Genomic DNA, 24,343 nt, shown 5'->3' with positions numbered 1-24,343 from the left:
CTGTTTCTCGACCGGTTGCTAGCCCGCACCGCCGGGTGGGGCCGTCTCTGAGGGGTGACGGCCTCACCCTCCCTCAGCTCCGGCGCCCTGCGGGGCTCCACGCGCGCCCTCAGGCGTCGACGAGGCGGTAGGCCTCGCCCTGTGCGGGGCGCCGGTCGGCCTCACCGCGCGCCGGCCACAGGGACACGGCCCGCTCGGCCTGGGCCGTGATCGTCAGGCTCGGGTTGACCCCGAGGTTCGCCGAGACGGCCGCCCCGTCCAGCACGTGCAGGCCGGGATAGCCCCACACCCGCTGGTACGGGTCGACGACCCCGCGCTCCGGCGAGTCGGAGATGACCGCGCCGCCGAGGAAGTGCGCCGTCATCGGGATGTCGAGGACCTCGCCGACCGACGACCCGGGCCAGGCCCGCTCCCCCGTCGTGCGCTCGAGGCGGGCCGCCATCGCACGCACCGCCTCGTTGCCCTCGGGGATGTAGGTCGGGTTGGGCTCGCCGTGGCCCTGCGTCGACGTCAGGTGCCACCCGAGGAGGCCACGCCGACGCCGCACCTTGATCGAGTTGTCGCTGCTCTGCATGACGAGCGCGATGACGGTGCGCTCGCTCCAGCGCCGGGTCGACAGGGACCGGGCGAAGACCCCTGGATGCCGCGTGACGGTCCCGGCGAACCGCACCCAGCGGGGTACGCGTCCACCACCGTCGACCTGCATCACCGCGAGCGCTCCCATGAGGTTGGAACCCTTGCCGTAGCGGCAGTTCTCGACGTGCGTCGTGTCGTTGACGTGGAAGCTCGACGTGATCGCGACCCCACGTGTCAGGTCGACACCCTCGGGCACACGGGCGGTCATCGCCCCACCCAGGGCCTCGGAGTTCGTGCGGGTCAGCTCGCCGAGCGCCTCGGACAGGCGCGGCAGCCCCCGCCCCTCCGGCTCGGCCTTCATCGCCTGGAGCAGCTGGGCCGTGCCCCACGCCCCTGCAGCCACGACGACCTGCCCGGCCGTCACGGTGTGCTCGCCGGCCCGCCGCCGACCCCACGACCCGCTGCGGACGGTCGTGACGGCATACCCCTGGTCCGGCGCAGCCGGGTCGAGCGGCCGCACACGAGTCACCGTGCGCAGCGGCTCGATGGTGACCCCGCGCCGCTCGGCGAGCGCGAGGTAGTTCTTGACGAGGGTGTTCTTGGCGCCGACGCGGCAGCCGACCATGCAGTTGCCGCACTCGGTGCACCCGGTGCGAGACGGTCCCTCTCCGCCGAAGTAGGGATCGGGGACCCGCTTGCCGGGCTCGCCGAAGAAGACTCCGACCGGCGTCTTGCGGAAGGTGTCGCCGACGCCGAGGTCGGTGGCCGTGTCACGCATCAGCTGCTCGACCGGGCCGTCGCACGGGTTGACGGTCACTCCGAGCATGCGCTGCGCGGTCGCGTAGTGCGGCGCGAGCTCGGCCTGCCAGTCGGTGATGTGACCCCACTGGCGGTCGCGGAAGAACGGCGCCGGCGGCACGTAGAGCGTGTTGGCGTAGTTGAGCGACCCACCACCGACGCCGGCGCCCGCGAGGACGAGGCAGTCGGGCAGCCGGTGGATGCGTTGGACGCCGAAGAGCCCGAGCTTCGGCGCCCAGAGGTAGCGGCGCACGTCCCAGCTCGTGCGGGCGAAGTCGTCGTCCTCGAAGCGGCGGCCCGCCTCGTAGACGTGGACGCGGTAGCCCTTCTCGGCGAGGCGCAGCGCGGCGACGGAGCCGCCGAAGCCGGACCCGATGACGACGACGTCGTGGTCGAACTCCATGCCCTCACCCTAGGCAGCGGACGAGCCCGAGGCTACTGCGAGTAACCAGCGCCACAGGCGCTCACGCCCCGGGTATGCCGTCCAGCGCCTTTCGCATGGCCCGCGAGACCTCGGGCAGGAGCGTCATCGAGAACGTCTTCGTCATGTGACCGTGGTCGAAGTAGGTGATGAGACCGCCGAGCACCGCCGGGCACGAGCCGTCGCGGCACAGCAGGTCGGTGACCTCGAGGCGGGTCACGTCGCGGCCGGCTCGACCGGCCGCCGCGTCGGCCAGCGGGTCGGGCTCGAGACCGGAGGTGCCCGCGAACTTCACGTTGGTCGCGCAGCGGCCCACGTCGTCGAGGTAGCGCGACACGCAGTCGGGCACGCTCTCGGCCGAGCCGGGGGTGTCGCGGATGGCGAGGACGCGGGAGCCCGCCTCGATGAACGTATCCATGACGCGGTTGTACGCGGCCTCGGCCGCCGTCGTCTTCTGGGCCGCGGGCACCCCGGCGAGCGGCTGCAACGTGCGGTCGGACATGACGACGAGGTCGTAGCCACCCTTGGTGATCCGGTCGCGGGCCCAGGTGTTGAGCGCGACGCAGTTGTCCTCGAGGGCCTTCGTGCCGAACTGCACCGGGACGTCGACGGAGTAGCACTCCGACGCGATGTAGGTGTCGACGCGCCAGCCCCTCGCCTTCGCCGTCTGGAGGATCGGCGGCGCCCACTGGCCGGCGTGCGAGTTGCCGTAGAGCGCGACCTTGACCGGCGCGTTCTTCGGACCGTAGCTGCACACCTTGCGACGGGTGAAGGGACGGTTGTTCCAGCAGTCGTCGGCGTAGACCTGCGGCTTGTCCTTGGCCGCCTGGATCGGGTTGCTCAGCATCGCCATCTCGCGGCCGGCGCACGAGGCGGTGCGGTAGTAGTCGGCGCCGACGCACGGCGCGCTCGAGTCGATGACGACCGACTCGGCCGCGTCGGTCGCGCGCTGCGCCTGCCAGAGGGCCAGCCCGGCCAGGGACAGCGAGATGCCGAGGCACGCCGCGAGGAGCACGAAGGACCGCTTCGTGCTGCGCGCGATCCGCGGCGTGAAGCGCATGAGGTCCTCGATCCAGCGCTTCGAGGCTGCCGAGAGACCGAGGACGACGACGATGATGACGAGCTTCTGCCACCAGGAGACGGAGTCGACGTCGAGCACGAACGGTGCGATGACGATCGCGGGCCAGTGCCAGAGGTAGACCGAGTAGGACACGTCACCGAGCCACTGGACCGGGCGACCCGACCAGAGGCGGTGGGGACCTGCCCGGAGGTCGTCGGAGCGGGCGGCGATGACGGCCGCGGCACCGAGCGTCGGCAGCAGGGCGGCGACCCCGGGGAACGGCGTGGCACCGGTGAAGGTGAGCGACGCCCAGAGGATGGCGGCGAGGCCGCCCCAGACGAGAGCGGCCCGGACCGCCGTGGCGCGGAAGCGCAGCCCGGCGTGGACGGCGGCGGCCAGCGCGGCACCGACGCCGAGCTCCCAGACGCGCGTCGTCGAGACGAAGTACGCCTGGGCGGCGTCCTCGCCGGTGAACCAGGCCGAGTAGGCAAGGGACGCCAGGCTGACGGCGCCGATCACGATGAGCGGCGGGAAGCGGAACGAGCGCCCGAGCCGACGGGTGACGAGGAAGGCGAGGCCGATGAGCACCGGCCACACGATGTAGAACTGCTCCTCGACCGACAGCGACCAGTAGTGCTGGGTCGGCGAGTGCAGCTGGTCCGTCGCGAGGTAGTCGGTCGACGTCAGGGCCAGCAGCCAGTTCTCGACGTAGAGGGCCGAGGCGATGACCTCCTGCGCCACGCGCGCGTGCACCGTCTGCGGCAGCCAGACGAGGCTCGCCCCGAGGGTGGCGACCAGAACGACGGTGGCGGCCGGGATGAGTCGGCGGACGCGCCGCGCCCAGAAGGAGAAGAGGTCCTTGGCGTTGCGGATCGGCCGCTGGAGAAGGTGCAGCGTGATGAGGAAGCCGGAGATGACGAAGAAGACGTCGACGCCGACGTAGCCGCCGGTGAGGCGGGCCGGCCAGAAGTGGTAGAGCACGACGAGCGTGACCGCGATCGCACGAAGGGCCTGGATGTCCTTGCGCGGGCCGGCCTTGGCGGGCCTGACGGGGGTCTCCTGCGGGTGGGTCGCGACGTCCGTGGGGTCGCCGACGACCACTGCACTCGTTCCGTCGGGTGCTGCCAAGGGATCTGCTCCGAACTACTGGTACTCGTGCACGGCGCACCGGGCCACGCGAATCGACCCCGACAAACTAACGCACGAACCTGCCGAAGACCGATTCGCCACGGTCGTCGGGCGTCCCCTGAGCACAGCCTCCACTCAGGCACTGGCCCATAGGATGGGCCGTCCCTCCTCGACCGGAAGAGAACCTGCGTGCCCTCCGCCGCTCCCCAGCTGACCGTCATCTGCAACGTCCACAACGACGCCGGACGGCTCCCACGGGCCGTCGGGTCCGCCCTCGCCGCGTGGGACGGGCCGGACGTCGAGGTCCTCGTCGTCGACGACGGCTCGACCGACGACACCGGGGCGGTGGCCGACCGGCTGGCCGCCCAGGACGATCGCGTACGCGTGGTGCACCGAGGCGTGAACGACGGCGCCCCGGGCGCGCCACGCAACCTCGGCCTCGACGCGGCCCGCGGGGACTGGGTGGCCTTCGTCGACAGCGACGACACGTACGTCCCCGGCTCGCTGCGCCGGCTCGTCGAGGCCGCGGTCGCCCGCGACGCCGACGTCGCGGCCGGAGCGGTCGCCCGCTACAACGAGCGCACCGACCGGGTCACGCCGCTCCCTGCGACCGAATACACCGCAGGTCCTGTCGAGCCGCTGGCGCCCGGCTCACCGCTCTGGCAGGACACCATCGCGGTCGCGAAGGTCATGCGCCGACGCCTCCTCGACGAGCACGCGATCCGCTTTCCGGAGCGCATCCTCTACGAGGACCAGCCCTTCACCGTGGCGCTGTGGTCGACCGCGCGACGGATCGCGACGCTCGACGAGGTCGTCTACCACTGGTTCGTCAACAACGTCGCGGGGCAGGAGTCGATCACGGCGAGGCGCCACGAGATCGCGAACTTCCACGACCGCCTCGCGGCCAACCGGGCCATCGACCTCCAGCTCGCCGGACGCCCGGACCTCACTGCTGCCAAGCTCGACAAGTTCGTGCGCCACGACCTGGCGCTCTACGGCAAGGACCTCGACGCCCGCGACGACGACTACCGCGCCGCCTTCCTCACGGCGGCGCGCGACTACCTGGCCGACCAGCCCGCGGACCTGCGGGGGTCCCTGGCCCAGCCCTACCGCCTCGTCGTGCGCGAGCTCGTCGACGGCAGCGCCGAGAGCTCGGTCGCCGCCTGCCTCTTCGCCTACCGTCGGCGTCACGTGGAGCGCCCGCTCGTGCACCGCGCCGAGCGGTGGTGGTGGCCCTACCGGCCCGACGACGAGATGTCGGACGACCACGACCTGACGACGGTCGTCGCCAAGGAGCACGCCAAGCGACGTGCTATCTGGACGACGACCTGCCGAGAGGTCGCGGTCGCGCCGGGCGCGATGCGACTGGTCGGCACGGTCGTCGACGGCGACGACGGGATCGGCGCGCGCGCGCGCCTCGTCCTCATGCTCGTCGACCGGGACCAGGGCGTCGTCCTCTCCTCGACCACCGCACGCATACGCCCGGAGGGAGCCTTCGACGCGACCCTCGAGCTGCCGTCACCCGATCCGGCGGCCCCGCCCGCGAAGGCGTGGGACGTCAAGGTCGACGTCGGGGGCGCACTGCGCGGCCGACTCCCGGGTCGGACCCGGCGCGCCCGTCCCGTCGAGGTCCCCGCCTCCGTCGCGCTTCCCGCCCTCGACGGTCTCGAGCCCTACCGCACGCGCAACGGCAACCTGTCGCTCCGGCCCGCCACGGAGGCGGACGACGACGATGCGGGCCCGGCCGGCGACGACGACTGAGCCCGCACGACGTCAGCGGCCCGCGGCCGCGGTCTGGGTCTGGTCCTGGGCCTTCTTCGCCCGCCCGGGCTCACCCTGGCGGGTCTTGTCCAGCTCCTCGATGGCCGCGGTGACGCGGGCGCAGCACTGGCCGTCACGCATCGGGAAGGTCGCGTCGATGCGGCCCTGGAACTCGGGGCGGGCGGCATAGCCGTTCTCGGCGATGTCGACGACGGCCCCCACAGCCGCGTCGACGTCCTCGACGACCGGCCCGAAGCCGTCACGGGGGTACTGGAAGTAGCCCGCACGACCGACGTGGCCACCTGCCATGACGCGCTCGGCGTCGAACTGGAAGTAGACGACCGGACGGTCCATGTAGGCCGCGTTGAACGCCATCGACGAGTAGTCGGTGACGAGCACGGCGGACCGGGCGAAGTACTCCTGCACGTCGGCACCGTCGAACGACAGGCGCAGCACGGAGTCGGGCAGGTCCATCTTGGCGAGGACGGGCTGGATGTTCGGGTGCGGCAGGAAGGCCACGGTGCGCCCGGTGCGGGCGGCGAGCTCGGTCAGCTCCGGACTGCGCAGGAACGCCGTCCACGCCTTGGCGTACTCGGTCTCGAAGAAGTGCGAGTCGATGACGCGGCGCTGGCTGCCGGGCTTGAGCGGGGGCACGAGCCAGTTGCGCCACGTCGGCGCGACGAGGATGAGGTCGCACGCGTCACCCTGGATGCGCTGCGCCTTGGCGTGCAGCCGGTCGAAGCGCGGCAGCCCGGTCAGGGCCACCTCCTTGGCCGTGAAGACGTAGGGCGAGCCGTCGCCCGCGATCGACTCGTACTCCCCCGGCGTCGACGTCACGAAGAGGTCCATCTGCTTGGGGTTGAGCCAGCGCGACAGGTCGTCCTTGATGACGCCGTGCTGGAGGAAGGTGAACTTCCAGCGTGGGTCGATGTGCTTGAGGATGGCCGGCGGCTTCTGGACGGGCGCGTCGATGTGCGAGGAGATGAGGTGCGCGGCGTTGATCATCAGCAGCTTCCAGCGCAGCGTGCCGTGCGCCACGAGACGCGACCCGTAGCCCTCGGCCTTGAGCCGCTTCCAGTCCGGGGTGTCCTTCTCGAGGACGAACCACGCGTTGACGTCGGCCCGGTTGTCGCGCAGCCAGCGGAAGAGGATCTCACCGGAGTCGTTGGCGTCGTGGATGCGGTCCATGAGCACCCAGGCGCCGTCGAACTGCTTGCCCACCTGCGCGCGGGACGCGAGCACGCGCACCGGGTCGACCTTGAGGCGGTCGATGGCCTCGCGACGACGGCGCCCCGGACGACGGAACCGGTTGGCGATGGCGCGGGCTCCGAGGGCTCGCGTGCGCACGCCCTCCCACCCGCCGAGCAGCTCGACGCGGGAGCCGTCGAGACGCAGCTCGAGGGTGCCGCGCGCGTCGACCCAGAGAATGCGCTCCCACATGAGGGTGTCGCCGAAGAACTCGATGGCGCGGGTCTTCGCGTAGCGCGGCGCCTTGAGCTCGCCGCGCGAGTAGACCGACTCCTCGGGGGCCTCGCCGATGTAGCGGTAGAGCACCCGGACCATGCGCTTGGTGCGGTCGTACTTGTCCGTCACGGCGTAGGACGTGTGCCAGTCCTGGCCCCGGAGGCCGTGCAGCAGGATGTCGCGCCAGTGCGGCTGGAGCTTGCGGATCGTGAACGAGTCGACGACGTCGGGCGAGAGCAGCTCGGCGATCTCGCCGAGGGTCTCGCGGAAGGTCGCGGCGAGATCCCCGCTGATGGCGGACGCCGAGTTGGCCATCGCGTCCTCGGACGAGAAGTACCACGACAGCTCATAGAGGATGACGTGCTGGACCCACATCGGTACGGCGCCGTGACGCTGCCGCGCCTCGCGGAGCAGGCCGAGGTAGCCGTCGCGCGGCACAGTCGAGTAGCGACCCACGGCGGAGATGCCCGTCTGCAGCGTCGAGCTCTGGTCCGCACGCTTGCGGTAGTAGTAGCGCGCCGACCCGATGAAGCCGGTCTGGCGGCTGGGCGCGGCGAGCAGGTAGCGCACGGCGAAGTCGCCGTCCTCGAAGTTCGGCCGCAGGCCGGCGTTGAAGCGCAGGTCGCCGATGACGTCGCGGCGCATCAGCGAGGTCGTCGAGCTGCCCGGGATGTAGGAGGTTGCGACGTCGAGGTCGACGAGGCGGTCCTCGGCGTACATCTTCGAGCGCGGGTGCTTGCCGAGCTCACCGGTGCCCTCGTGGCGCAGCACGACGTTGGCCGAGAGGAACTGGACCTCGGGGTTGTCGGCGGCGAAGGCAGCCATCGAGGCGAAGAACTTCGCGTTGACCGTGTCGTCGGGGTCGATGAAGGTGACCCACTCGCCCGTGGCGCGCTCGAGGCCGGCGTTGCGGGCCGCGGCCTGTCCGGCGTTCTCCTGGTGCAGGACGACGACCTCGCAGCGCGCCCGGGTGGCCCACTCCTCGAGGACGGCACGCGAGTCGTCGGTCGAGCCGTCGTCGACGAGCACGACCTGCAGCCGCGTCAGGTCGAAGGTCTGCGCCTCGATCGCGGCGATGTACTCGTCGAGGTAGCGCGAGACGTTGTAGACCGCCGAGACGACTGAGAAGAGTGGCCTGCCCGGACTCCGCAGGGTCACGTGCTCGGGAGTCGCCTCGGTCATGTCTGGTGCCTTTCCCGCACGGGGCAGCCACGTGGCTCCCGTGCTCTGGTGGATCTGGTCTCGCGGTGGACGTCCCCTGACACCATCCCGACCGCGCCACCCCGCTCAGGGGCGATTGCCGCACAAATACTATCTGTCCCGAACCGGAGCCGTCGGGGGCGCCGTCGGCCGCACCCCCACGAGCGCCGCCCGCCGGCTCAGTTGCCGAGGTAGGGCGACACGACGACCTCGACGCGCTGGAACTCCTTGACGTCGGAGTAGCCGGTCGTGGCCATCGCCCGCTTGAGGGCGCCGATGACGTTGGTGGCCCCGTCGGCCTGGCGTCCCGGCCCGAAGAGGATCTCCTCGAGCGAGGCCTGCGTGCCGAGGGCGATGCGCTCGCCACGCGGCAGCTGCTGGTGGTGGGCCTCCGGGCCCCAGTGGTAGCCGCCACCGGGGGCGTCGGTGGCGCGGGCGAGCGCCGCCCCGAGCATCACGGCGTCGGCGCCGCACGCGACCGCCTTGACGATGTCGCCGGACGTGCCGACCCCACCGTCGGCGATGACGTGCACGTAGCGGCCGCCGGACTCGTCGAGGTAGTCGCGCCGCGCGGCTGCGACGTCGGCGACGGCCGAGGCCATCGGGGCGTGGATGCCGAGGGCCGTGCGGGTCGTGTGCGCCGCGCCGCCGCCGAAGCCGACGAGGACGCCGGCCGCGCCGGTGCGCATGAGGTGCAGGGCCGCCGTGTAGGACGCGGCGCCGCCGACGATGACGGGCACGTCGAGCTCGTAGATGAAGCGCTTGAGGTTGAGCGGCTCGGCGCGACCGGAGACGTGCTCGGCCGAGACCGTCGTGCCGCGGATGACGAAGAGGTCGACGCCGGCGTCGACGACGGTCTTCCAGTGCTGCTGGGTGCGCTGCGGCGAGAGGGCACCGGCGACGGTGACCCCGGCCTCACGCAGCTGGCGCAGCCGCTCGGTGATGAGCTCGGGCTTGATCGGCTCGGCGTAGATCTGCTGCATCCGCGCCGTGGCGGCCTCGGGCTCGATCTCGGCGATCTCGCGCAGCGCCGCGGTCGGGTCCTCGTACCGGGTCCAGAGGCCCTCGAGGTCGAGCACCGGCAGTGCGCCGAGCTTGCCCAGGACGATGGCGCTCTCGGGCGAGACGACGGAGTCCATCGGCGCGGCCATGACCGGGATGTCGAAGTGGTAGGCGTCGATCTGCCACGACACCGAGACCTCCTCGGGGTCGCGCGTGCGCCGGGAGGGCACGACGGCGATGTCGTCGAAGGAGTAGGCGCGCCGTCCGCGCTTGCCTCGGCCAATCTCGATCTCGGTCACCGGCCGATCCTACCGACCTGGCCACCCACGGACGTATGCCGTCCCGCGGGCTCGGCGGGACGGCATACGTCATCGTGTGGTCGGTGGGGCGGCGGCCCGGCGGCGGTCAGCCGATCGAGTAGTTGGGCGCCTCGACGATGCCCTGGATGTCGTGCGGGTGGCTCTCCTTGAGCGACGCCGACGTGATGCGCACGAACTGGCCCTTGTCCTGCAGCTCGGGGATGGTGCGGGCGCCGACGTAGAACATCGACTGGCGCAGGCCGCCGAGCATCTGGTGGGCGACGGCCGCGAGCGGGCCGCGGTAGGCGACGCGCCCCTCGATGCCCTCGGGCACGATCTTGTCGTCCGAGTCGACCTCGGCCTGGAAGTAGCGGTCCTTGGAGTAGGACTTCTTGCCGCGCGAGCTCATCGCCCCGAGCGAGCCCATGCCGCGGTAGCTCTTGAACTGCTTGCCGTTGACGAAGATCAGCTCACCCGGGCTCTCCTCGCAGCCGGCGAGGAGGGAGCCGACCATGACGGAGTCGGCGCCCGCGACGATCGCCTTGGCGATGTCGCCGGAGTACTGCAGACCACCGTCGGCGATGACCGGGACGCCGGCCGCCTTGCAGGCCTGTGCCGCCGCGTGGACGGCCGTGACCTGCGGGGCACCGACACCCGTGACGATGCGGGTCGTGCAGATGGAGCCCGGCCCGACACCGACCTTGACGGCGTCGGCGCCGGCGTCGACGAACGCCTGGGCGCCCTCGCGCGTCGCGACGTTCCCGCCGATGACCTGGACGTGACGCGTCGCCGGGTCGGTCTTGAGCCGCTGGACCATCTCGATGAGCAGGCGCACGTGGCCGTGGGCGGTGTCGGCGACGAGCACGTCGACGCCGGCCTCGATGAGGGTCGTCGCGCGCTCCCACGCGTCGCCGAAGTAGCCGATCGCCGCGCCCACCATGAGGCGACCGTCGGCGTCGTTGCTCGCGTCGGGGAACTGCTCACCCTTGACGAAGTCCTTGACGGTGATGAGACCCGCGAGGTGGCCCTCGGCGTCGACGATCGGCAGGCGCTCGCGCTTGTGCTGACGCAGCAGCGCCGTCGCGTCGTCGCGGCCGATGCCGACGGGACCGGTGATCAGCGGCATCGGCGTCATGACGTCGCTGACGAGCGTCGTGGCCCACTCGGCGACCGGCGTGAAGCGCAGGTCGCGGTTGGTCACCATGCCGATGAGCTTCTTGTCGTCGCCGATGACCGGCAGGCCCGAGACGCGGTACTCGCCGCAGATCGTGTCGAGCTCCTCGAGGGTGCGGTCCGGACCGATGGTGATCGGGTTGGAGATCATCCCGGTCTGGGTCCGCTTGACGAGGTCGACCTGGTAGGCCTGGTCCTGGATCGAGAGGTTGCGGTGCAGGACCCCGAGACCGCCCTGGCGGGCCATCGCGATCGCCATGCGCGCCTCGGTGACGGTGTCCATGGCCGCGGAGATGAGCGGCGACCGGATCGACAGCTCGCGCGTGAGGCGCGTCGTCGTGTCGATGTCGCTGGGGGCGAGGTCGCTGTAGCCCGGCAGGAGCAGGACGTCGTCGTACGTCAGCCCCATCGTGGCGAAAGCAGCGGGCACGTCAGACGATCCGAGGCTCATTGCCCGATTCTACGGGCTGCCGGGGGCGCGGCCGAACGCGCCTCAGGGCGTGGGCACCACGGGATCGGTGAGGTCGTCGACGAGGCCCGACGCGCTCGAGGTGGCGTCGTCGACAGCGCTCCCGACCGAGTCGGTGAGGCCGTCCGTGCCACTCGAGTCAGTGTTGTCGATGCTGCCGCTGGGGTCGCTGCTGCCGCTCGTGCCGTCGGAGGTGGAGGATCCCGAGCTCCCGGAGCCGTCCGAGCTCCCTGAGCTGTCCGTGCTGTCCGTGCTGTCCGTGCTGCCCGTCGGACGGGGCTTGGCGGGACCGGTGGTCCGCGCCCTCGACGTCGGGGTCGTCGGGACGAGCGTCGTCTGGGGGACGAGGGCGTCAGACGTCGCCGTCGGGGTGGAGGTCGGCGTCGGCGTGGGCGTCACGGTGGGCTTCTTGCCACCCTTGGTGCCCACCACGGGCCCCTTGCCGTTGTTCGGAGCCGGCGGGGTCCCGGTCTGGCTGCCGCCGGCCACCGTGCCGCCCTGGTCGGAGGTCGTCCCGCCGGACCCCACCGTGCCTCCGGTACCGCCCGGGCCGTTGCCCGCCTGCCCGTTGCCCGCCTGCCCGTTGCCCGCCTGCCCGTTGCCTGCCGGACCGTTGGCGCCGGGGCCACCGCCCTGAGCACCGGCCACGGCTCCGGGCATCCCGTGGGTGCCTGCCGCAGCCGCCCGCATCTGGGCGGCGACGACCCCGGCGGGCAGCAGCACGATGCTGCCGTCGTCGGCGCGAGCGAGCACGAGACCCTTGGCGTAGGTGGTGCCGGACGTCTGGGGCAGGCCGAGCCGGGAGAGCAGGGCGCTCGGGGCGTCGCTCCGGGCGCTCTCGTCCATCTTCTGGACGATGCGCGCGCGGTCGGCCTGGCTCGGACCGTTGGAGGGAAGCGTGACGGCCGCCGCGACGCCGGCGCCGGAGGCTGCCACCGCGAGGGCTGCGAACGCCCCGAGGTAGCGGTGCTTGTTGGCGATGCGCCGACGTCCGGAGCGCGACGGGAGCGGGGTGTCGGCGTGCGCGGCGAGGGCGCCGAGCAGGCCGGCGACGGGCTCGGACCCGGCGTGGACACGTCCGCCGAGCCGGTCGAGCAGGAGGTCGTCGGCGATGAGGTCGCTCATGGGGGACAGGTCGTTCATGCGACGTCACCCTCCCCGGCCTGGGCGATCATCGCGCGGAGCTTGGTCAGGGCCCGGTGCTGCGCGACGCGGATGGCGCCCGCGGACATGCCCAGGGCGGCGGCCGTCTCGTCGGTGCTCATCCCGACCGCCACGCGGAGCGTCAGGATCTCGCGCTGCTGGGTCGGGAGCTGCTGCATGAGGGCCATCGCGGTCGCGGCGTCGTCGCGCATGACGGCGACGGACTCGGGCGAGGGACCGTCGTCAGGGCCGTCGGGGACGTCGGCAACGGGTGCAGGCCCGCGCATCGCGGCACGCTGGGCGTCGGCGAGCTTGCGGGAGGTGATCGTGTAGACGAACGCCTCGAAGGGCAGCCCGCGCTCCTGGTAGGTCGGCAGGGCGGTCATGACGGCCATGCACACCTCCTGAGCGACGTCCTGGGCTGTGTCCTCGGCGCCGAAACGGCCCAGGCGGACGCGGGAGTACCGCAGGGCCATGTCCCTGACGCGCGCCAGCAGCACGTCGCGTGCGTTGTCGTCACGCACGGCGAGCGCCGCAAGCTCACGAAGCGATGGAGCGTCCATCCGCTCCATCGCACCAACGCCACCCGGCGTTACGCCGGTGTGCGTGGACCATCCAAGACCCATGTGAGCTGTCGTCCCCCCGAACTGTCGTCTGTGCTGGCGACGCCTTCGTCCGCGCCGCCGTCGGTGCGCTCCCCAGAGCGGGGCCCATGGTAGTGCCGGCGGGCCCCTCCGGACGAGTACGGACGGTCGGATCCGCCTCCTCGGACGAGCATGCCATCCAGATGGCAATTCTTGAACAAGTCCTTAAGATTCCGCTCTTTATCCGTGATCGCATGCCCGGTTAGCGTCGATTCCGCGGCTCCGCGACCCACCACACGCACCGAGCGGGCCGGTACGACACGGCGGACACAACCGCCCCACCGAGAGACGAGTTCATGGCCGAGATCACCCGCCTGCCCGGACCGGTTGCCGACCTGTGGGACTGGCAGCTGGACGGTGCCTGCCGCGGCGTCAGCCCCGAGGTCTTCTTCCACCCCGAGGGCGAGCGCGGCCCGCGCCGCCGCAACCGTGACGCCCAGGCCAAGGCCGTCTGCGCCGCCTGCCCCGTCGTGGCCCAGTGCCGCTCGCACGCCCTCGAGGTCCGCGAGCCCTACGGCGTCTGGGGCGGGCTGACCGAGGCCGAGCGCGAGGTCCTCTACGACGGCATCCAGGAGGCCTCCTGACCACCTGACGGTCGCCGGCACACGCCGTCGGCGACCACGCAGCCGCTCGACCGGCCCGCGAGATACGACGGGGTCGCGGAGGTCGAGACGCAGCGAGGGCCGCTCCCCGTCGGGGAGCGGCCCTCGCTGTCGTGTCAGGCGCCGACGCGGGGCCCGTCAGGGCCCGTGGTCGTATGCCGTGTGGCGCGGTGCGTCAGTGACCGTGGCCGTGGCCGTGACCGCCGGCCGCGGGCTCCTCGTTCTCGGGCTTCTCGACGACGAGCGTGTCGGTCGTGAGGATCATCGACGCGATGGACTCGGCGTTGCGCAGCGCGGAACGGGTGACCTTGACCGGGTCGATGACGCCGGCGGCGATGAGGTCGCCGTACTCGCCCGTGGCCGCGTTGAGGCCCTGGCCGAGCGGGAGCTCGGCGACCTTGGAGGTGACGACGTAGCCCTGGAGGCCGGCGTTCTCGGCGATCCAGCGCAGGGGCTCGGCGACGGCCTTGCGCACGATGGACGCACCCGTGGCCTCGTCACCGGTCAGCTCGAGGGCGTCGATGGCGGAGGCCGCGTGGATGAGGGCCGTGCCGCCACCGGCGACGATGCCCTCCTCGATGGCCGCGCGGGTCGCCGAGATGGCGTCCTCGATGCGGTGCTTCTTCTCCTTGAGCTCCACCTCGGTGTGGGCGCCGACCTTGATGACGCAGACGCCACCGGCGAGCTTGGCGAGGCGCTCCTGGAGCTTCTCGCGGTCCCAGTCGGAGTCGGTGCGCTCGATCTCGGCCTTGATCTGGTGGACGCGGCCGGAGACCTCGCCCTCCTCGCCGTTGCCGTCGATGATCGTCGTGTTGTCCTTGGTGAGGACGACGCGGCGGGCCTGGCCGAGGACGGTCAGGTCGGCCTGGTCGAGGCTGAGGCCGACCTCGGGCGCGATGACCTGGCCACCGGTGAGGATGGCGAGGTCCTGGAGCATGGCCTTGCGGCGGTCGCCGAAGCCGGGGGCCTTGACGGCCGCGACGTTGAACGTGCCGCGGATCTTGTTGACGACGAGCGTCGAGAGGGCCTCGCCGTCGACGTCCTCGGCGATGATGAGCAGCGGCTTGCCCGACTGCACGACCTTCTCGAGGATCGGGAGCACCTCGGCGACCGAGGAGATCTTGCCCTGGTTGATGAGCACGTAGGCGTCCTCGAGGACGGTCTCCATGCGCTCGGTGTCGGTGACGAAGTAGGCCGAGAGGTAGCCCTTGTCGAACTGCATGCCCTCGGTGAACTCGAGCTCGGTCGCCGTCGTCGAGGACTCCTCGACGGTGATGACGCCGTCCTTGCCGACCTTGTCGAACGCCTCGCCGATGAGGCCACCGAGGGTGGCGTCCTGGGCGGAGAGCGTCGCGACGGAGGCGATCTCGTCCTTGCCGTCGACCTCGCGGGCGTTCTCGAGGAGGCGGTCGTTGACCGCGGTGACGGCCTTGTCCATGCCGCGCTTGAGCGCGGCCGGGGCGGCGCCGGCGGCGACGTTGCGCAGGCCCTCCTTCACCATGGCCTGGGCGAGCACGGTCGCGGTCGTCGTGCCGTCACCGGCGACGTCGTTGGTCTTGGTCGCGACCTCCTTGGCGAGCTGGGCGCCGAGGTTCTCGTAGGCGTCCTCGAGCTCGATCTCGCGGGCGATGGTCACGCCGTCGTTCGTGATCGTGGGGGCGCCCCACTTCTTGTCGATGACGACGTTGCGGCCCTTCGGGCCGAGCGTCACCTTGACGGCGTTGGCGAGCGCGTCAACGCCGCGCTCGAGCGACTTGCGGGCGGAGTCGTCGAACTCCAGCTGCTTGGCCATGGTGTTCCTTTGGCTCGGGTTGCTTTGCGGTTGCTGTGCTTACGTGAAACGAGACGCACCCCGGGGAGACCCCAGTGGGGCTCACCGGGGTGCGTTCACGGCATACGGCTGGGTCAGCCGACGATGGCGAGGACGTCACGCGCGGAGAGGATCAGGAACTCCTCGCCGCCGTACTTGACCTCGGTGCCGCCGTACTTGCTGTAGATGACCTTGTCGCCGACCTTGACGTCGAGCGGGACGCGCTCGGTGCCGGTGTCGTTGAAGCGGCCGGGGCCGACAGCGAGGACCTCGCCCTCCTGGGGCTTCTCCTTGGCCGTGTCCGGGATGACGAGGCCGGACGCAGTGGTCTGCTCGGCCTCGAGGGACTTGACGACGATGCGGTCTTCGAGCGGCTTGATGGAAACCGACACGGTGGTGACCTTCCCTTCGGGACAGTCGGAAACTGACTACGGACTGTGGGCTCTTCGAGGCTGGCCGCCGTCGCGGGGGTCGACCTCCCTCGATGAGGGTGCTGGCACTTTCAGGTCGAGAGTGCCAACAGGATGAATCTAGGTTTGCCGTTAGCACTCGGTCAAGTCGAGTGCCAGATTCGGCGGCGCGTCGTGGTCCGCCGGGCGCTGGCAGGATGAGCCCATGGACGCCGCCATGGTCGATCGCCTCTCCGCGGGTGAGGGCTGGGCGCTGCTCCAGTCGCTGCCTCCCTACGACGAGGGCGGCTCGCTGCACCTGCAGGATCGGCTGCGTGAGGCGGGCTTCGCCGCCGACCTCGTCGCGGCGGCGATGACCCAGTCGCGGCTGCGCTCACGCGGGGTCGAGAAGTTCGGCGACTTCGCCGCCGGCATGCTCTTCACCCCCGACGGCCTCGAGCAGTCGACGCGCCTGGCGATCGCCGCGCGCCACGCGCACCGGTACGCCGCCGCCGGGGTCCGCGACGTCTACGACCTCGGGTGCGGGCTGGGGTCCGACGCGATGGCCTTCGCCGGCCTCGACCTGACGGTCCACGCCGTCGACGCCGACGACACGACCGCCCGCATCGCCGCCGTCAACCTGCGCCACTGGCCGTCCGCCCGGGTCACGCACGGGCTCGCCGAGGACGTGCGCCTCCCGGAGGGCGAGGGACGACGCCACCTCGGGCTGTGGCTCGACCCGGCCCGCCGCGTCACCGGAGTGGCCGACATCAGCGGCCGCACGAAGCGCGTCTTCTCGCTCGACGCCATCTCGCCGTCGTGGTCGCAGGTGCTGGAGTTCGCCGGGCAGGTGCCGGCGACGGGCGCCAAGCTCTCCCCCGGCTTCCCGCACGGGTCGGTCCCCCGGGGCGCCGAGGCGCAGTGGACGTCGTGGCACGGTGAGGTGCTCGAGTGCGCGGTCTGGTGGGGACCGCTCGTCGCGAGCGCCGGACGCACCGCTGCCGTGTGCACCGAGACCTCCACCTCCGTGGTCACCGAGGCCGACGCGGCCGACGGCGCACGGCGCCCGGGGCTCGGGTCGGTCACCGACATCGGCGAATGGCTCTACGAGCCCGACCGCGCCGTCATCCGGGCCGGACTCACGGGCGCGCTCGTCGCGGCCGTCGACGGCGCCGAGCTCGCCACCGGAGTCGGCTACGTCTCGAGCGGCGTGGCTCGCGAGCTGGCCTGGGCCCGGCGCTTCCGGGTCGTCGAGGCGATGCCCCTGTCGACCAAGCGCCTCGCCCGCTGGCTGCGCGACCACGGTCACGACCGCGTGACGATCAAGAAGCGCGGCGTGACCCTCGATGCCGACCTGCTGCGGCGACAGCTGAAGATGACCGGCCGGGGCAAGGGTGGCTCCGAGGCGACGCTCGTCCTGACCCGGGTCGGCGGCGGCCAGGTTGCCCTCGTCGTCACGCCTGCCTGACGCAGCCGTCCCGGGCTCCCTGTCGCCCACCCCATGGTCTGCCCGATGGTGCTGCGGATGGTGGGGTGATCGCCCCACCAACCGCAGCACCATCAGCAGGTCCACACCGAGGGCCGACCGGCTCAGGTCGCGGCGGCGGCGTACAGCTCGTGCAGGGCGCTCCACGTGATGCCCCAGTCCGGCGCCGGCGTGCCGTCGACGTGGGCGTCGAGGGCGCGGACGTAGGTGTCCCAGCCCGCGGCATACCCCGCGACCTGGCCGTCCGTGAGCCGCGCGTGCCGCAGGACGAGGCGCGACCCCTCGCCGTCGGCGCTCACCTCGACCGTGACGACGGTCGGCGCCTCGCGGATCGGCCACTCCCAGACGAGCCGGTGGGGTGGCTCGCACCTGACGACGCGACAGCGCGGGACGTCGCCGTCGTCGAAGTGGATGGCGAACTCGCCTCCGGGGCGTAGGTCCCCGGCAACGGGCGCGAACCAGCGGGCCAGACGGTCCGGGTCGGTGCACGCCTGCCAGAGGTCCTCGGGTGATGTCGCATAGTGCCGGTCGAAGACGATCGCGAGGGCGCCCGGGTCGTCACCGTCCCGCTCGATCCGCCCCAGCACCTGCGTCAGCTGCTCGCTCATCCCTGCTCCTGCCGTCGGGCCCGCACGCCGCGGGCGATCTCGGTGTCGAGGGCGTCGAGACGCTGCCCCCAGAACGAGCGGACCTCGCGGCACCACTGCTCGACCTCGTCGAGCGCACCCGGCGCGAGCCGGTAGACGCGCCGCTGGGCGACGGCCTCCGCCTCGACGACACCGGCCTCGCGCAGCACCCGCAGGTGCCGCGAGATGCCGGGGCGCGCCGCGTCGAAGAGTGCCGCGACCTCGCCCGCGGTCAGCTCCTCACGGGCGAGGTGCTCGACGATGGACCGCCTGGTCGGGTCGGTCAGCGCTTCCCAGGTGCCGCTCATGCGTTGAGGGTAACGCTTGAGTTACGTAACTCACAAGGTACGTCCTTGTCCCGCAACACACCGAGCAGGTCACAACCCACCGCGATCCGTCCCGGGTGTGTTGTGACCTGCTCGGTGAGTTGCGGGGTGGGGTGGGGTGGGTCAGAGGGTGGCGTCGGGCTGGGCACCGACCCAGCGCACGGCGGCAGCACCGGCGGCGTTGGCCGCCTCGACGGCGGCCTGGCGGTCGGCACCGCCGGCCAGGGCCGCCGCGAGGGCTCCGCAGAACGCGTCTCCGGCACCGACCGTGTCACCGAGTTCATGCGGCGCCACGGGTATGCCGTCGACGCCGTCCGTCCCCCACCGCGCCCCCGCTGCCCCGAAGGTCACGAGCAGCGACTGCGGCACGAGGTCGGAGTCCGCGAGAGCGCGCATCTCCGACTCGTTGACGACCACCGGGTCGGCCAGGGCGATGACGTCGGATGGCAGCCCGGCATACGGCGCGAGGTTGAGCACGACCCGGGCACCGGCCGAGTGGGCCGCGCGAGCGGCGTCGGCCACGGTGTCGAGGTGCACCTCGAGCGAGCACAGCAGCACGTCGCCGGGGCCGAGACGTCCGGCCTGCGCCACGAGGGAGCGGTCCCGCTCGCCGTTGGCGCCGGCCACGACGATGATCGAGTTCTCGCCCTGCTCGTCGACGGTGATGAAGGCCGTGCCGGTCGGCGCATCCCCACTCGTCGACACGGCGGAGGTGTCGACGCCAAGGCCCGCGAGCCGGTCGAGGTAGGCACGACCCGGACCGTCGTCGCCGACGCGGGCGAGCATCGCGACGTCGGCGCCGACGCGGGCGGCCGCCGCAGCCTGGTTGCCGCCCTTGCCCCCGGCGAAGGTGCCGCCCGGCTCCCCGAGCAGGGTCTCCCCCGGCAGGGGGTGACGCTCGACGAGGGTCACGACGTCGACGTTGAGCGAGCCGAGCACCGCGACGCGCCCCATCAGCGCTGCCCCGCCCGGCCGAGGATCGTGTCGGCCCAGAGCCGGGTGTAGCGGGGGCCGTCGACCTCCAGGGCGACGTCGACGCGCACCGGGGCCTCGCCGTGCGGGTCGTGGGCCATGTCGCCGCTCCAGTCGCGCCGGTCGACGATCGTGCGGCCTCGCGACCACGTGCCGGCGAGCTCGACCCGCAGCGGCAGGGGCTCGGTGCGGACGCCGTCCCGGTCGATGACGACGCACACCGCGCCGGCGTCACCGATGGTCGACGCCGGACGGTCGAAGCGCGCGTTCTGGAATCTGATCAGGCTGCCCGCCAGCTCGGCCGGGCCGCGGCCCCCGACGGCGACGAGCTCGTCGGCCAGCTCGGCCGGCACGACGGGCTCATAGAAGACGTCGAGGCCGTACATCGTCACCGGGATGCCGAGGTCGGCCGCCGCGTCGAGCGTGATGGCGGCCGCTTCGGGGTCGTGGAAGACGTTGAACTCGGCCGACGCCGTCGCGTTGCCGACATTGGCGGCGCCACCCATGAAGATGATCTCCGAGATGCCTTGTGCCACATCCGGATAGGTGCGCAGGAGCAGCGCGATGTTCGTCAGCGGCGCCAGGGGCACCAGCGTGACCGGTCGGCCCTCGGCGGCCGCCTCACGGCAGACGTCGCGCAGGAGCTCGACGGCATGCCGCGGGTCGACCGTCGCTGCCGCGGCCGGCCAGCCGAGGTCGCCCATGCCGTCGTCGCCGTGCACGTGCCGCGCGTCGACCGGCGTCTCGAGCAGCGGTCGCTCGGCTCCACGCGCCACCGGGATGTCGCTGCGCCCCGCGGTCTCGAGGACGAGCAGCGTGTTGCGCACGACGTCGTCGACGGGGGCGTTGCCCCCGACGCACGAGACGGCTCGCAGGTCGAGCGCCGGGTGCAGGGCGGCCAGGAGGAGGGCGCAGGCGTCGTCGACCCCGGTGTCGACGTCGAGCACGATCGGGATGGGTTCGGTCGTCACAGCGGCAACGTACCGGTTCGGGCCGTCCCCGACGTCCCGGCGGGGACGAGGACCACCAGCCGCCGGGGATAGGCTCGAACGATGCGCCCGAGCCACAGCCGACGCCTCCTTCAGTCCACCGCCGGATGGGCCGTTCTCGCGGCGGCCGTGACCGCTGTCGCGGCCGCCTGCTCGTCGGCGCCGCCGGCCGCCGCCCCGCCGGCCTCCGGCACGTCCACGCCCCGCTCGACCTCGGCGACGACCGTCCCCACGACGGTCCCCACGACGAGCGCGGGCCCCTCGACGAGCGCTCCCGTCCCCACGACCAGCGAACCGTCGGCGCCCGCCTCCTGCGCGCCCCGCATCGTCGCGGGCATGGACGACGACGAGCGCGCGGGCCAGCTGCTCATGGTCGGTCTCGACAACGGCGCGAGCCGCTCGAGCCTCGACGCCCTCGTCGCGCGCCGCCACCTCGGCGGGGTCATCCTGCTCGGCGGCTGGGACGGCGGCACCGAGCGCGTCCGTGCGACGACCCGGCACCTCGCCGGGCTCGCGTCCGAGGAGGACACCGCCGGCCTCGGCCTGCTCGTCGCGGCCGACCAGGAGGGCGGAGCCGTGCAGCAGCTGCGCGGCGACGGCTTCAGCCGTATGCCGTCCGCCCGCGTCCAGGACCAGGGCTCGGCGAAGGGCCTCACCGCCGACGCGACGCGCTGGGCCGGCCAGCTGCGCCGGGCGGGCATCAACGTCAACCTCGCACCCGTCGCCGACACGGTGCCGACGTCGATCGGTCGCGCCAACGGTCCGATCGGCCAGTACGACCGACAGTTCTCGAGCGACCCAGAGCGCGTCTCACGCATGGTCGGCGCCTTCATCGCCGGGATGCGCGCGGGAGGCGTCGCCTCCACCGTCAAGCACTTCCCGGGCCTCGGACGCATCACGGGCAACACCGACGTCACGGCCCGTGGCATCACCGACCGCACGACGACGGTCGACGACCCCTACCTCGAGCCGTTCCGCACCGGCATCCAGGACGGCGTCGAGCTCGTCATGGTCGGCTCGGCCATCTACAGCCGGATCGACCCGGGCACCAACGCGGTCTTCTCCCGGCCGATCGTCACCGACCTGCTCCGCGACCGGCTCTCCTACGACGGGGTCGTCATCACCGACGACGTAGGCGCCGCGAAGGCCGTGGCCGACGTGCCGGTCGGCGAGCGCGCCACCCGCTTCATCGAGGCCGGCGGCGACATCACCCTGACCGCCCGCCCGAGCACCGTCCCAGCCATGCACGACGCCATCACGACGAAGATGCACGCGAGCCCGGCCTTCGCCAAGCAGGTCCAGACCGCCGCCACCCGCGTCGTCGACCTCAAGCTCCAGATGGGCCTCGCCCGCTGCCCGTAGCCCCAGACCGCGACACCCCCAGACCGCGGCCCCGACCCAGTCACCAGCCCCACCGACCCCCCCCCAGGCGCGAGCCGACGACCGAGGGTGGGTGCAGATCCGCTGCAGCCCGGTCACACCCAGCCAGGACGAGAGGGCGCCGGGCGGGCCCAGGAGGAGCGCGCCGAGTGCGCAGTACGACAGGCCGGGAGGTGGGCGGCCGTTCGTCCGCGCGGCATCGAAGGCGGCACCGTGCCCCTGCAAGGCCACGTGCCCGCATACGCCGCCTTCGCTCCACGCCGCGCGGGCGAGCGGGTGCCCGCCGACCCCACGCCACGAGCGCCGTCGCGCGCCCGACGAGCCCCAGCCGGGCGGGCAGTGACGCGAGCTACGCCTGGACGAGAGTGACCGGCATCGACGAGTCGGTGGGAAGCCCGAGGTCGCTCGGCTCGCGCCCCTTCGCCACCATCTGCGCCCCGAGCGCCGCGACCATGGCCCCGTTGTCGGTGCACAGCCCGGGACGCGGCACGCGCAGGGTGACGCCGGCCTTGGCACAGCGCTCCTCCGCGAGCGCCCGCAGGCGGGAGTTGGCCGCGACGCCGCCGCCGATGAGCAGGTGGTCGACCTCGTGCTCCTTGCAGGCGAGCAGGGCCTTGCGCGTGAGGACGTCGACGACGGCCTCCTGGAAACTGGCCGCGACGTCGGCGACGGGCACGGTCTCGCCGGCACGCTGACGGGTCTCGACCCACCGCGCGACGGCCGTCTTGAGCCCCGAGAACGAGAAGTCGAAGCGGTGCCGCTCCATGTCGCGACCGGTCGTGAGCCCGCGAGGGAAGTCGATGGCGATCCGGTTGCCTTCTCGCGCAGCGCGATCCACGTGCGGACCACCCGGGAAGGGCAGACCGAGCACGCGCGCGACCTTGTCGAAGGCCTCCCCCGCGGCGTCGTCCATCGTCGAGCCGAGCGAGCGCACGTCGTGGGTGACGTCGGGGACGAGGAGCAGCGAGGAGTGACCACCCGAGACGAGCATCGCCATCGTCGGCTCGGGCAGCGGACCGTGCTCGACGACGTCGACGGCGACGTGCGAGGCGAGGTGGTTGACGCCGTAGATCGGCTTGCCGAGCGCGAGGGCGAGGGCCTTGGCCGAGGCGACCCCGACGAGGAGGGCGCCGGCCAGTCCGGGACCCGAGGTCACCGAGATGGCGTCGAGGTCGCGCAGCTGCACGCCGGCCTCGCGGCAGGCCCGCTCGATCGTCGGCACCATGGCCTCGAGGTGGGCTCGGCTCGCGACCTCGGGGACGACACCGCCGAAGCGGGCGTGCTCCTCGACGCTGCTCGCGACCGTGTCGACGAGCAGCGTCTGCCCGCGGACGATGCCGACACCCGTCTCGTCGCAGGACGTCTCGATGCCGAGGACGAGGGGCTCGTCGCTCATGCGTCTCCCTTCGTGACGAGAAGGCGCATGACGAGCGCGTCCACGTCGCCTGGTTGGTAGTAGCGGCGGCGCACCGAGATGACCTCGAAGCCGGCCCGGTCGTAGAGGCGCCGTGCCGCGTCGTTGTCGGCGCGCACCTCGAGCAGCACCGCGTCGACCCCGCGCAGCGTCGCCCGACGGACGAGCTCGGCGAGCAGGACGCGGCCCGTGCCGTGGCCCTGGTGGTCGGGGGCGGTCGCGATCGTCATGACGTCGGCGACGTCTCCTGCGACGTCGAGACCGGCATACCCGGCGATGGCGCCGTCGGCCGTCGTCGCGACGACGTAGTCGCGACGGGGGCGACCGGCGAGCTCGCTCCACCACGTGGCCGCGGACCACGCGTCGTCGGCGAAGAGCTGCTCCTCGAGCTCGGCGAGGCGGGCGAGGTCGGTCCACTCGAGGTCGCGCAGCACGACCCCCTCACCGCGGCGCACCTGCGGCTCCGTCACGGTCACCCGAGGGTCGACTTCGTCGAGGGAGGCGCTGGAGCGGCGTCGGGTCGGCGCAGGTAGAGCGGCTCGAGACCGTCGAAGCCGTGGCCGGGGTCGATCCACTGGAGCTCGGTGGCGGCCGGGTGCGCCGCCGCGGCGAGGCGGCGGACGGCGAGGTCGGCGAGCGCTCCCCCGCTGACGTCGAGGGGCTCCACGGCCCGCGGGAGGGCCTCGGCGTAGAGGCCGGGCCCGCGCCCGGCCGTGGGCAGGGCGCGCGCCTCGGTGGGGAGGTCGGACGCCCGCGACACCGCGGGCTCAGTGACGCGGTCGGCGCGAGCGTCCCCGAGGACGTACGCGGCGGCATACACCTCCTTGCGGCGGGCGTCCGTCGCGACGAGCAGGTCGCCGCGCCGCCCACCGAGCCACGCCTCGTGGGCGATCGCGTCGAGGCTCGTCAGGCCGCGCACCGGCAGACCGAGCGCGAAGGCGAACGTCCGGCCGGTGACGATGCCGACGCGGAGGCCGGTGAAGGGGCCGGGGCCGATGCCGACGACGACGTCGGTGACGTCTCCCGGCTCGGCGCCGACCTGGGCCAGGGCATCGCGGACGTTGGGCGCGAGGTGCTCGGCGTGCGCACGGGCGTCGAGCGTCGTGGCCTCCGCGACGACCGAGGCGCCGTCGTGCAGGCCGACGGTGATGGCGGTCGTGGAGGTGTCGATCGCGAGCAGGAGCACGTCGGTCAGGCTATCCGAGCACGCA

The 24,343-nt window shown here is 72.4% G+C and carries 21 protein-coding genes; 4 read left to right on the top strand and 17 right to left on the bottom strand.

Features of this window, described 5'->3' with window-relative positions:
- Positions 1 to 109: 109 nt before the first annotated feature.
- Together ASD90_RS20840 and ASD90_RS20835 are read right to left on the bottom strand one after the other, a co-directional pair.
- Positions 110 to 1,777, bottom strand: a complete 1,668-nt coding sequence (locus tag ASD90_RS20840; protein ID WP_056760740.1) for a GMC oxidoreductase — start codon at positions 1,775 to 1,777, stop codon at positions 110 to 112.
- Positions 1,778 to 1,838: 61 nt separating this feature from the next.
- Positions 1,839 to 3,983: an acyltransferase family protein gene (locus tag ASD90_RS20835; protein ID WP_157610648.1), complete on the bottom strand. Its 2,145-nt coding sequence runs from the start codon at positions 3,981 to 3,983 to the stop codon at positions 1,839 to 1,841.
- Positions 3,984 to 4,172: 189 nt separating this feature from the next.
- On the opposite strand from ASD90_RS20835, the gene ASD90_RS20830 reads away from it, so the two are divergent.
- Positions 4,173 to 5,744 (top strand): glycosyltransferase family 2 protein, encoded by a 1,572-nt coding sequence (locus tag ASD90_RS20830; protein WP_056760734.1) that lies wholly within the window; start codon positions 4,173 to 4,175, stop codon positions 5,742 to 5,744.
- 12 nt (positions 5,745 to 5,756) lie between these two features.
- Here the strand turns inward: ASD90_RS20830 and ASD90_RS20825 are convergent, their stop codons facing one another.
- The 5 genes from ASD90_RS20825 to shbA form a co-directional block, all read right to left on the bottom strand.
- On the bottom strand, positions 5,757 to 8,390 hold the full coding sequence (locus ASD90_RS20825) for a CDP-glycerol glycerophosphotransferase family protein (protein ID WP_056760731.1): 2,634 nt from the start codon (positions 8,388 to 8,390) through the stop codon (positions 5,757 to 5,759).
- A gap of 197 nt (positions 8,391 to 8,587) precedes the next feature.
- Positions 8,588 to 9,709 carry a GuaB3 family IMP dehydrogenase-related protein gene (locus ASD90_RS20820; RefSeq protein WP_056760729.1) on the bottom strand — a complete coding sequence of 374 codons (1,122 nt, stop codon included), beginning with the start codon at positions 9,707 to 9,709 and terminating at the stop codon, positions 8,588 to 8,590.
- Positions 9,710 to 9,815: 106 nt separating this feature from the next.
- Entirely contained in the window at positions 9,816 to 11,333 is a 1,518-nt protein-coding gene (gene guaB, locus ASD90_RS20815; RefSeq protein WP_056760727.1) for an IMP dehydrogenase, read from the bottom strand.
- Between the two features lie 42 nt (positions 11,334 to 11,375).
- On the bottom strand, positions 11,376 to 12,494 hold the full coding sequence (locus tag ASD90_RS20810; protein ID WP_056760724.1) for a hypothetical protein: 1,119 nt from the start codon (positions 12,492 to 12,494) through the stop codon (positions 11,376 to 11,378).
- Positions 12,491 to 13,057, bottom strand: a complete 567-nt coding sequence (gene shbA / locus ASD90_RS20805; RefSeq protein WP_056760721.1) for an RNA polymerase sigma factor ShbA — start codon at positions 13,055 to 13,057, stop codon at positions 12,491 to 12,493. The genes ASD90_RS20810 and shbA overlap by 4 nt, the downstream gene beginning before the upstream one ends.
- 377 nt (positions 13,058 to 13,434) lie before the next feature.
- Between shbA and ASD90_RS20800 the strand changes: the two genes are divergently transcribed.
- A complete protein-coding gene (locus tag ASD90_RS20800; protein ID WP_020144864.1) occupies positions 13,435 to 13,722 on the top strand; it encodes a WhiB family transcriptional regulator in 288 nt (95 codons plus the stop codon).
- A gap of 193 nt (positions 13,723 to 13,915) precedes the next feature.
- Here the strand turns inward: ASD90_RS20800 and groL are convergent, their stop codons facing one another.
- Both groL and groES read right to left on the bottom strand, forming a co-directional pair.
- Positions 13,916 to 15,532 carry a chaperonin GroEL gene (groL, locus tag ASD90_RS20795; RefSeq protein ID WP_056760719.1) on the bottom strand — a complete coding sequence of 539 codons (1,617 nt, stop codon included), beginning with the start codon at positions 15,530 to 15,532 and terminating at the stop codon, positions 13,916 to 13,918.
- 113 nt (positions 15,533 to 15,645) lie between these two features.
- Positions 15,646 to 15,942 (bottom strand): co-chaperone GroES, encoded by a 297-nt coding sequence (gene groES / locus ASD90_RS20790; protein WP_020144866.1) that lies wholly within the window; start codon positions 15,940 to 15,942, stop codon positions 15,646 to 15,648.
- A 223-nt stretch (positions 15,943 to 16,165) separates the two neighbouring features.
- On the opposite strand from groES, the gene ASD90_RS20785 reads away from it, so the two are divergent.
- Positions 16,166 to 17,407 carry a class I SAM-dependent methyltransferase gene (locus ASD90_RS20785; RefSeq protein WP_056760716.1) on the top strand — a complete coding sequence of 414 codons (1,242 nt, stop codon included), beginning with the start codon at positions 16,166 to 16,168 and terminating at the stop codon, positions 17,405 to 17,407.
- Between the two features lie 122 nt (positions 17,408 to 17,529).
- On the opposite strand, the gene ASD90_RS20780 is transcribed toward ASD90_RS20785, so the two are convergent.
- The 5 genes from ASD90_RS20780 to ASD90_RS24465 form a co-directional block, all read right to left on the bottom strand.
- Entirely contained in the window at positions 17,530 to 18,033 is a 504-nt protein-coding gene (locus ASD90_RS20780; RefSeq protein WP_056760713.1) for an SRPBCC family protein, read from the bottom strand.
- Entirely contained in the window at positions 18,030 to 18,359 is a 330-nt protein-coding gene (locus ASD90_RS20775; RefSeq protein WP_056760709.1) for a metalloregulator ArsR/SmtB family transcription factor, read from the bottom strand. Before ASD90_RS20775 ends, ASD90_RS20780 begins: the two co-directional genes overlap by 4 nt.
- A 141-nt stretch (positions 18,360 to 18,500) precedes the next feature.
- Positions 18,501 to 19,331 (bottom strand): PfkB family carbohydrate kinase, encoded by an 831-nt coding sequence (locus tag ASD90_RS20770; RefSeq protein WP_056760705.1) that lies wholly within the window; start codon positions 19,329 to 19,331, stop codon positions 18,501 to 18,503.
- Positions 19,331 to 20,320 carry a nucleoside hydrolase gene (locus tag ASD90_RS20765; RefSeq protein ID WP_056760702.1) on the bottom strand — a complete coding sequence of 330 codons (990 nt, stop codon included), beginning with the start codon at positions 20,318 to 20,320 and terminating at the stop codon, positions 19,331 to 19,333. Before ASD90_RS20765 ends, ASD90_RS20770 begins: the two co-directional genes overlap by 1 nt.
- Positions 20,321 to 20,430: 110 nt before the next feature.
- Entirely contained in the window at positions 20,431 to 20,709 is a 279-nt protein-coding gene (locus ASD90_RS24465) for a hypothetical protein (protein ID WP_235506842.1), read from the bottom strand.
- On the opposite strand from ASD90_RS24465, the gene ASD90_RS20760 reads away from it, so the two are divergent.
- Positions 20,675 to 21,700, top strand: coding sequence for a glycoside hydrolase family 3 N-terminal domain-containing protein (locus ASD90_RS20760; protein ID WP_235506841.1), 1,026 nt, complete (start codon positions 20,675 to 20,677; stop codon positions 21,698 to 21,700). The genes ASD90_RS24465 and ASD90_RS20760 overlap by 35 nt on opposite strands.
- 367 nt (positions 21,701 to 22,067) lie before the next feature.
- On the opposite strand, the gene tsaD is transcribed toward ASD90_RS20760, so the two are convergent.
- From tsaD to tsaB, 3 genes are read right to left on the bottom strand one after another with little or no spacing between them, the layout of a single operon-like run.
- On the bottom strand, positions 22,068 to 23,114 hold the full coding sequence (tsaD, locus tag ASD90_RS20755) for a tRNA (adenosine(37)-N6)-threonylcarbamoyltransferase complex transferase subunit TsaD (RefSeq protein WP_056760695.1): 1,047 nt from the start codon (positions 23,112 to 23,114) through the stop codon (positions 22,068 to 22,070).
- Positions 23,111 to 23,602, bottom strand: coding sequence for a ribosomal protein S18-alanine N-acetyltransferase (rimI, locus tag ASD90_RS20750; RefSeq protein WP_369793638.1), 492 nt, complete (start codon positions 23,600 to 23,602; stop codon positions 23,111 to 23,113). The genes tsaD and rimI overlap by 4 nt, the downstream gene beginning before the upstream one ends.
- Before the next feature lie 2 nt (positions 23,603 to 23,604).
- A complete protein-coding gene (tsaB, locus tag ASD90_RS20745; protein WP_056760692.1) occupies positions 23,605 to 24,318 on the bottom strand; it encodes a tRNA (adenosine(37)-N6)-threonylcarbamoyltransferase complex dimerization subunit type 1 TsaB in 714 nt (237 codons plus the stop codon).
- Positions 24,319 to 24,343: the final 25 nt, after the last annotated feature.

Source organism: Terrabacter sp. Root181 (assembly GCF_001428505.1).
In the GTDB taxonomy this organism is placed as follows: domain Bacteria; phylum Actinomycetota; class Actinomycetes; order Actinomycetales; family Dermatophilaceae; genus Terrabacter.
This window is presented reverse-complemented; position numbering and strand designations above follow the sequence as displayed.

Bases quoted from the DNA above. Each gene is read 5' to 3' on its own strand.
- ASD90_RS20780 (WP_056760713.1), bottom strand. From the start codon at position 18,033: ATGAGCGAGCAGCTGACGCAGGTGCTGGGGCGGATCGAGCGGGACGGT.
- ASD90_RS20825 (WP_056760731.1), bottom strand. From the start codon at position 8,390: ATGACCGAGGCGACTCCCGAGCACGTGACCCTGCGGAGTCCGGGCAGG.
- ASD90_RS20775 (WP_056760709.1), bottom strand. From the start codon at position 18,359: ATGAGCGGCACCTGGGAAGCGCTGACCGACCCGACCAGGCGGTCCATC.
- shbA (WP_056760721.1), bottom strand. From the start codon at position 13,057: ATGGACGCTCCATCGCTTCGTGAGCTTGCGGCGCTCGCCGTGCGTGAC.
- ASD90_RS20770 (WP_056760705.1), bottom strand. From the start codon at position 19,331: ATGGGGCGCGTCGCGGTGCTCGGCTCGCTCAACGTCGACGTCGTGACC.
- ASD90_RS20760 (WP_235506841.1), top strand. From the start codon at position 20,675: ATGGACGACGACGAGCGCGCGGGCCAGCTGCTCATGGTCGGTCTCGAC.
- ASD90_RS20810 (WP_056760724.1), bottom strand. From the start codon at position 12,494: ATGAACGACCTGTCCCCCATGAGCGACCTCATCGCCGACGACCTCCTG.
- ASD90_RS24465 (WP_235506842.1), bottom strand. From the start codon at position 20,709: ATGAGCAGCTGGCCCGCGCGCTCGTCGTCGTCCATGCCCGCGACGATG.
- groL (WP_056760719.1), bottom strand. From the start codon at position 15,532: ATGGCCAAGCAGCTGGAGTTCGACGACTCCGCCCGCAAGTCGCTCGAG.
- tsaD (WP_056760695.1), bottom strand. From the start codon at position 23,114: ATGAGCGACGAGCCCCTCGTCCTCGGCATCGAGACGTCCTGCGACGAG.
- ASD90_RS20785 (WP_056760716.1), top strand. From the start codon at position 16,166: ATGGACGCCGCCATGGTCGATCGCCTCTCCGCGGGTGAGGGCTGGGCG.
- ASD90_RS20840 (WP_056760740.1), bottom strand. From the start codon at position 1,777: ATGGAGTTCGACCACGACGTCGTCGTCATCGGGTCCGGCTTCGGCGGC.
- guaB (WP_056760727.1), bottom strand. From the start codon at position 11,333: ATGAGCCTCGGATCGTCTGACGTGCCCGCTGCTTTCGCCACGATGGGG.
- ASD90_RS20800 (WP_020144864.1), top strand. From the start codon at position 13,435: ATGGCCGAGATCACCCGCCTGCCCGGACCGGTTGCCGACCTGTGGGAC.